This window comes from Acidobacteriota bacterium, assembly GCA_034211275.1.
Taxonomy (GTDB): domain Bacteria; phylum Acidobacteriota; class Thermoanaerobaculia; order Multivoradales; family JAHZIX01; genus JAGQSE01.
In genome coordinates this window covers 1-6,094 of the sequence record JAXHTF010000285.1, presented here as the reverse complement: position 1 = coordinate 6,094, position 6,094 = coordinate 1, and the positions used below count along the sequence as shown (strand labels likewise).

1 protein-coding gene is annotated in these 6,094 nt (G+C 70.4%); it reads left to right on the top strand.

Annotated elements, in window-relative coordinates:
• Nucleotides 1-6,094, top strand: a 6,094-nt coding sequence (locus SX243_24795; GenBank protein MDY7096206.1) for an amino acid adenylation domain-containing protein, incomplete at both ends; no start/stop codon positions are given.

The window sequence follows — 6,094 nt, the reverse complement described above, 5'->3', positions numbered from 1 at the left end:
CCGAGCGCTTGGTGGTGGGCCTCATGGGCATCCTGCAGGCGGGCTGCGCCTACGTGCCCCTGGATCCCGCCTACCCGGCGGACCGCCTGGCCTACATGGTGGAGGATTCGTCCGCGCCGCTGGTGATCACGGAGAAAGACGCCGTCGGCCAGCTTCCGGAGGCGACGGAGAAGATCCTGCTGGACGAGCTGATGGAGGAGGAGCCGGCGACGGTGGAGCCCGAGGCGGCGCTGCCCGAGGTCTCTCCGGACCAGCTGGCCTACGTTATCTACACCTCTGGCTCCACCGGCAAGCCCAAGGGGGTGATGATCTCCCACCGCATGGTGGTGCAGTACACGGCGGAGATGGTGCGGCAATTCGGTCTCGATGCCAGCGATCGAGTGTTGCAATTCGCCTCCCTCTCCTTCGACGTGGTGGTGGAGGAGGTCTATCCGGCACTGGCGGCGGGAGCGGCGGTGGTGGTGCCGAGCCAGGATCTGCTGCTCTCGACGGCGGAGCTGGAACGGGAGATCAGCGACCACGGCGTCACCGGCTTGGAGCTGCCGGCGGCTTATTGGCAGGAGTGGGTCCACGCCATGGTGCAGGCCGGCCGCAAGCCGCCGGAGTCGCTGCGCTGGATCCTGGTGGGCTGCGAGAAACCCCAGCAGGAGCGGCTGGCTTCCTGGCGACAGTGGGATATCCCCCTCTACATCGTCTTCGGCCTCACCGAGACCACCGTCACTTCCACCCTTTTCCGCCTCGAGGGCGTGACGGAGGGAGAGGAGCCCGATGCGGGAGGGGTGGATCTCGATCTGCCCATCGGCAAGCCGGTGCTGAACAGCCGGGTGTGGGTCCTCGACGACCGCCTGGAGCCGGTGCCCGTCGGGGTCACCGGCCAGCTCTACATTGGCGGCCTGGGCGTCGGCCGCGGCTATCTCGGCCGCCCGGCCCTCACCGCCGAGCGCTTTGGTCCGGATCCGCTGAGCTCCGAAGAAGGAGCGCGCTGGTACCGCACCGGCGACCTGGCTCGCTGGCGGGAGAACGGCGACCTGGAATTCCTCGGCCGCATGGATCATCAGGTCAAGGTGCGCGGCTTCCGGGTCGAGCTGGGGGAGATCGAGCAGGCCCTGGGGGACCATCCCGGCGTCCGCGAGGCGGCGGTGGTGGCCCACATCCCCGCTACATCCGGAGGGGCCGGCGGCACCCGGCTGGTGGGCTATGTGGTCTATGAGGAGACTGCAGACCTCGGCGCGGCGGATCTGCGCGCCTACCTCCGCCAACGCCTGCCGGAGTACATGGTGCCCGCCTCGCTGGTGGAGCTGGGCTCGCTGCCCCTGACCCCCAACGGCAAGGTGGATCGCGACGCCCTGCCGGCCCCGGGCTCGCTGAGCCGCGCCGGCGAGCAGGGCTACGAGCCGCCGCGCACCGACGCCGAGAAGGCGCTGGCCCAGGCTTGGAGCGAGGTGCTGGGAGTGGAGAGTGTCGGCATTCACGACGACTTCTTCGAGCTCGGCGGCGATTCCATCCTGTCCATTCAGCTGACCACCCGGGCGCGCAAGGCGGGGGTGGAGATCAACCCCCGGCTGGTGTTCGAGAATCCCACCATCGCCGAGCTGGCGAAGGTCGCTGGCCAGGCCTCCATGGTGGTGGCGGAGCAGGGGGAGGTCACCGGCGCGGTGCCCCTGCTGCCCATCCAGTCCTGGTATTTCGCCCAGGATCCGGCGGACCCGAACCACTTCCAGCTGCCGGTGCTGCTGGCGCTGGAGGAGCGTTGGGAGGCAGAGGTGCTGCAACCGGTGGTGGCGGCGCTGCTCACCCACCACGACGCCCTCCGTACCCGTTTCGAACACGGCTCCGACGGCTGGAAGCAGGAGCTGCTGCCGGTGCCGGAGGCCGGTATCGAGGAAGACGGGGCCGAGGAAGCTTGGGGCGATCTGCTGGAGGTCCACGACCTCTCCGATCTCGACCGCGAGGCCCAGGACGCGGCGCTGGCGGAGCGCTCGGTGAGCCTCAAGGCCAGCCTCGATGTCGCCACCGGGCGGGTCTTCCGTACGGCGCTCTTCGACCTTGGTCCGGACCGCCGGCAGCGGCTGCTCCTGGCGGCCCATCACCTGGTGGTGGATACGGTCTCCTTGCAGACCCTGGTGGGAGACCTGGTGGACGGCTACCGCCAGGCCTCCGAGGGTGACGAGCAAGCGGCCATGGAGGTGGCCCCCAAGACCACCTCCATCCGCACCTGGGCGGAGAAGCTTCAGCAGCACGTGGAGGAGGGTGGCGTCGCCGGTGAGGAGAGCTATTGGTTGGCGCCGGAGCGCGCTTCGGTTCCGGCGCTGCCGGTGGACCATCCCGAGGCGGAAAATCTGGCCAGCGGTGAGAAGACCCTGTCGGCACGCCTCGACGCCGGTCTCACCGAAGAGCTGCTGGGCAAGGCCCCCCGGGCCTACCGCATGAACGTCCAGGAGGTCTTGCTCACCGCCCTGGCCCAGACCGTCTCCGAATGGAAGGGCGAGGCGACCGGTCCGCTGCTGGTGGACCTGGAAGGCCACGGCCGGGAAGAGATCTTCGACGACGTCGATCTCTCCCGCACCGTCGGCTGGTTCGCCAGCCTCTACCCGGTGCTCCTCGCCGTGCCCGCCGACGCGCAGCCCAAGGAAGCGCTGCAGACCGCCAAGGAGCAGCTGCGGAACGTGCCCGGCCGCGGTGGCCTCGGGTATGGACTGCTGGCCACCTATGGTTCCGAAGAAACCCGCGCGGCCCTGGCGGCCCAGCCGCCGGCGCCGCTGCTCTTCAACTATGTCGGTCAGCTGGACCGCGGCCTCGGCGGCGACCTGCCGGTGGAGCTGGTGGCGGGGGACGGCGAGCTGCCGTCGCCGGAGGGGCAGCGCCGCAGCCACCTGCTGGAGGTCAACGCCTCGGTGCTGGAGGGCACCCTGGAGGTGGCCTGGACTTTCTCAGCCGCCGTCCACGACGAGGTGACGGTGCGGGCCCTGGCGGATTCCCTGGTGGAGCGGCTGGCTCAGCTGGTGCAGCATTGCCTGTCCCCGGAGGCCGGTGGCTTCACGCCGTCGGACTTCCCCCTGGCGAACCTCGATCAGCCGCAGCTGGACGAGATTCTGGCCTCCGCCGGGGCGATGGAGGACATCTACGGTCTCTCGCCGCTGCAGCAGGGCATGCTCTTCCACAACCTGGTGCAGCCGGAGGGTGGCTTCTACATGGCCCAGAACGGCCATCAGGTCGCCGGGCGGCTGGACATCGACATCTTCCGCCAGGCCTGGCAGACGGTGGTGGACGCCCATCCGGTGCTCCGCACCTCCTTCCGCTGGGACGGCCTCGACGAGCCGGTGCAGGTGGTCCACGGCGAGGCCGAGGTGCCGGTGCGCTACGAGGATTGGAGCGATCTGTCTTCGGACGAGCAGCGCCGCCGCCTCGACGAATACCTCGAAGAGGACCGCCGGCAGAGCTTCCCGCTGGATTCGGCGCCGCCGCTGATGCGCTTCCTGGTGGCGCGGCTGGCGCCGGACGTGCACCACATCGAGTGGAGCTTCCACCAGATCCTCTTCGACGGCTGGAGCCTGCCCATGGTCTTCCAGGAGTTCGCCCTGGCCTTCCGGGCGCTCTCCCGGGGAGGCTGGCCGGAGCTGCCCCAGCGGCCCCGCTACCGCGATCACATCGCCTGGCTTCAGTCCCAGGACCGGGCGCAGGAGGAGGCCTATTGGCGCCGCGCCCTGGCGGGGGTGGAGGTGGCCACGCCGTTGCCCTTCGACCGTCCCGCCCACGGCGCCGGCGCCCGCCCCAGCTCCTACGAGGAGCGGGAGGTGCTGGTGGACGCCGCCGTTTGGGAGCGCCTGCAGGAACGCTCCCGCCGGACCCGGGTGACCATCAACACGCTGGTGCAGGGCGCCTGGGCACAGCTTCTGGGCCGCTACAGCCGGCGTCGGGACGTGATCTTCGGCGCGGTGGTCTCCGGCCGACCGGCGGCGTTGCCGGGGGTGGAGACCATGATCGGTCTGTTCATCAACAACCTGCCGGTGCGCGCCTCCTGGGAGCCGGCGGCGAACGACGAGAGTCTCACCGCCGGTGGCTGGCTGCAGGCGCTGCAGGAGGCCCAGGCGGAGCAGCGTCAATACGAGCATTCGGCGCTGGTGGACGTCCAGCGCTGGGCCGGCCCGAGCTGGGGAGGCCCGAGCTGGGGAGGCCAGGGCTCGGAGGCGGGGCTCTTCAACCACATGCTGGTGTTCCAGAACTATCCCACCGGGGAGGCCATCACCGACGACGACGCCGGCAACCCGGGAGAGGGGGATCTGTCGGTCTCCATGGAGCCCGCCCGGGAGCGCTCCCACTTCCCCCTGACCCTGGTGATCAATCCCCAGGCCCAGCTCTCCCTCAGCCTGGCCTACGACACGGCGCGCTTCGACTCCGCAACCATCGACCGCATCTTCGGTCATCTGGAGCGGTTGCTGGACGAGCTGCCGGCGGATCCCTCCCGGCCCCTGGATCGAGTGCCCATGCTGTCGGCGGCGGAGCAGAGTCAGCTCACCGCCTGGGGCCACGGCGAGGAGCTATCGGATCGGAGCTTTGCGTCCCTGCCGCGGCGGGTGGCGGGGATGGCGGAGTCCTCGCCCGACGCGCCGGCGGTGCGCGGCGGCGACCAGGTGTGGAGCTTCGGCGAGCTGGCCCGCCGCAGCGCCGCGGTGCGCACCGCCCTGCTACGCCGCCCCAAGGTCGACACCGGCACTCTGGTGGGCCTGTGCCTGCACCGCACGGCGGATCTGCCGGCGGCGATCCTCGGCGTGCTGGAGGCCGGCTGCGCCTTCGTGCCGCTGGATCCGGACTACCCGGCGGAGCGGCTGGCCTACATGGTGGAGGACTCGGAGCTCGCCATCGTCGTCGGTCACGGCGAAGCCCTCGACGGCTTGCCGGAGGATCTGCTCACCGGCATCGACACCCTGCGCTTGGAGGACCTGGAGATCCCGGAGCAGCCCGGCGTGCCGGTGGCGGTGAGCGCCGACGATCTGGCGTATCTGATCTACACCTCCGGCACCACCGGCAAGCCCAAGGCGGTGATGGTGGAGCACGGCAACCTGGCCCACACCACGTCGGCGGCGCAGCAGCGCTTCGGCTGGGAGCCCGGGGATCTGATGCTCTGCTTGGCGTCCTACTCCTTCGACATCTTCCTCTTCGAATGCCTGATGCCCCTGGCCGGCGGCGCGGCGGTGGAGGTGGTGGGCCGGGAGGCGACCCTCGACCAGGACGCCCTGGCGGGGCACGTGGCCGCGGCCACCCGCATCCACGGCGTCCCCACCCTGCTGCGGCAGGTGGTGGTGCATGCCAAGGAGCAGGAGCAAGAGCAGACCTACGAGAAGGTGCGTACCGTCTTCGTCGGCGGCGACCGGGTGCCCGGGGATCTGGTCACCGAGCTGGAGGAGACCTTCCCGAACGCGAGCATTGAGGTGCTCTACGGTCCCACCGAGGCCACAATCATCTGCAGTCACGCCAGCCCGGAGCGCGGCGCCGAACATTGGCGCAGCCTCCTGGGCCGCCCGCTGCCGGGAGTAGATCTGCGGCTGCTGGGCCCCGACGGCCGGCCGGTGCCGGCGGGGGCTCCCGGCGAGCTCTTCATCGGTGGCGACGGCGTCACCCGGGGCTATCTGGGGCGGAAGGCGCTGAGCGAAGAGCGGTTTGTAGAGCTCGAGGAAGGCTCCGGCGAGCGCTTCTACGCCAGTGGTGACCTGGCGCGGTGGATTCCCTCGGATGACTCTTCAGAAGGAAACACCGCTCAGCTGGAATTCCTCGGCCGCGGCGACGGCCAGGTCAAGGTCCGCGGCTTCCGGGTCGAGCTGGGGGAGGTGGAGACGGTGCTGCGCTCCCATCCGGCGCTGGAAGAGGCGGCGGTGGCGGCGGTGGACGACGGCGCCGCCTCCGGCGCCCGGCTGGTGGCCTACGCCATGCCGGCTTCCGGCGAGACCATGCCCGGAGCGGACGAGCTGCGCTCCTACTGCCAGGAGCGGCTGGCGCCCTACATGGTGCCCTCGGCCTTCGTCGAGCTGGAGGCGCTGCCGCTGACCCCCACCGGCAAGGTGGACCGCCGGGCGCTGGTGAGCCAGGCCGGCGAGCA